The organism is Streptomyces sp. NH27 (genome assembly GCF_056859195.1).
The window spans coordinates 1-2012 of the sequence record NZ_JACEGK010000831.1 but is presented as its reverse complement, the minus strand read 5'-3'; the positions used below and the strand labels follow the sequence as shown (position 1 = coordinate 2012).

At 70.3% G+C, this 2012-nt stretch carries 2 protein-coding genes; one reads left to right on the top strand and one right to left on the bottom strand.

What is annotated here, in order from left to right; all coding sequences use genetic code 11:
• The first annotated feature begins 97 nt into the window (after positions 1-97).
• Complete coding sequence (locus AC13HU_RS36300; protein WP_483046257.1) at positions 98-268, top strand: hypothetical protein; 171 nt, start codon at positions 98-100, stop codon at positions 266-268.
• Between the two features lie 25 nt (positions 269-293).
• Here the strand turns inward: AC13HU_RS36300 and AC13HU_RS36295 are convergent, their stop codons facing one another.
• On the bottom strand, positions 294-1952 hold the full coding sequence (locus tag AC13HU_RS36295) for a DNA repair helicase XPB (RefSeq protein ID WP_483046258.1): 1659 nt from the start codon (positions 1950-1952) through the stop codon (positions 294-296).
• Positions 1953-2012 lie beyond the last annotated feature (60 nt).

Below are 2012 nucleotides of genomic sequence, written 5' to 3'. Positions count from 1 at the left end.
CGTCAGGGTCCGGGGTCAGCCCGAAGTCGCACTCGCCCGGTCCGATATACGCCCATGGCCCGACGTACGCCGAGCGTGTGATCCCTACCTTGGAGATATGGCCTCCACCACACTTCCCCCAGGTCCCACTGTCCACGGCGGCACCGCGATCGGCGCCCGCCCCGGCCACCCGCGACACCGCGTGGGCAACGCGTTGCGCGCGGTCAAGGTGTTCGTCACCACCGCCGTCGAGGTGGTCGTGCTCGGCGCCGAGAACAACCGCTACTGAGCAACGCGGCCGGGTACCGGGCCGCTCAGACGTCGTCCGCGTCCGCGGAGCCGGTGAGCAGGTCGTCCGCGTCCACGATGCGGTAGGCGTACCCCTGCTCCGCGAGGAACCGCTGGCGGTGGGCCGCGAAGTCCTGGTCGATCGTGTCGCGGGCCACCACGGAGTAGAAGCGCGCCTCATGGCCGTCGGCCTTCGGCCGCAGCACCCGGCCGAGCCGCTGCGCCTCCTCCTGGCGGGAGCCGAACGTCCCGGAGACCTGGATCGCGACCGTCGCCTCGGGCAGGTCGATGGAGAAGTTCGCCACCTTGGAGACGACCAGCACCGACAGCTCGCCCTGCCGGAACGCCTCGAAGAGCTTCTCGCGCTGCGCGTTCGTCGTCTCGCCCTTGATCACCGGCGCCTTCAGATGCTCGCCCAGCTCGTCGAGCTGGTCGATGTACTGCCCGATGACGAGGGTCTGCTGCCCCGCGTGCTTGGCCACCAGCGCCTCCGTGACCTTCCGCTTGGTCGCGGTGGTCGCGCAGTAGCGGTACTTCTCCTCGGTCTCCGCCGTCGCGTACGCCAGCCGCTCGGCCTCGGTGAGGTTGACCCGGACCTCCACGCAGTCGGCGGGCGCGATGTACCCCTGCGCCTCGATCTCCTTCCACGGCGCGTCGAACCGCTTCGGCCCGATCAGCGAGAACACGTCGGACTCGCGGCCGTCCTCGCGCACCAGCGTCGCGGTCAGGCCGAGCCGGCGGCGGGCCTGGAGATCGGCGGTGAACTTGAAGACCGGCGCGGGCAGCAGGTGCACCTCGTCGTAGACGATCAGCCCCCAGTCGCGGGAGTCGAACAGCTCCAGGTGCGAGTACACGCCCTTCCGCTTCGTGGTGAGCACCTGGTACGTGGCGATGGTGACCGGGCGGATCTCCTTGCGGGTGCCGCTGTACTCGCCGATCTCCTCCTCGGTGAGCGAGGTGCGCTTCACCAGTTCGTGCTTCCACTGGCGGGCCGAGACGGTGTTCGTCACCAGGATCAGCGTGGTGGCCTTCGCCTGCGCCATCGCGCCGGCCCCGACCAGGGTCTTGCCCGCGCCGCAGGGCAGCACGACCACGCCGGAGCCGCCGTGCCAGAAACCCTCCACAGCCTGCTTCTGGTACGGGCGCAGCGCCCAACTGCTCTCGTCCAGCTCGATCGGGTGCGCCTCGCCGTCGACGTACCCGGCGAAGTCCTCGGCCGGCCAGCCCAGCTTCAGCAGCACCTGCTTGATCTGGCCGCGCTCCGAGGGGTGCACGGCAACCGTGTCCGCGTCGATCCGGTCGCCGACCAGCGGCTGTACCCGCTTCGAGCGCAGGATCTCCTCCAGTACGGGGCGGTCGGTGGTGGTCAGCACCAGGCCGTGTGCCGGGTCCTTGCTCAGCCGCAGCCGCCCGTAGCGGTCCATCGTCTCGGCGACGTCGACCAGCAGCGCGTGCGGCACCGGGTACCGGGAGTACTCGACCAGCGCGTCCACCACCTGCTCGGCGTCGTGCCCGGCCGCCCGGGCGTTCCACAGGCCCAGCGGCGTCAGCCGGTAGGTGTGGATGTGCTCGGGGGCACGCTCCAGTTCGGCGAACGGGGCGATCGCACGGCGGCAGGCGTCCGCCTGCTCGTGGTCGACCTCCAGGAGGAGCGTTTTGTCGCTCTGGACGATCAAGCAGGACAACGGGGCCTCCGACGGCTGGCGGGCGAACAGACAACTGTACTTCGCCGCGCGGGTTCGGTC

Coding starts and splice junctions, on each gene's coding strand:
- AC13HU_RS36300 (WP_483046257.1), top strand. CDS start 98: ATGGCCTCCACCACACTTCCCCCAGGTCCCACTGTCCACGGCGGCACC.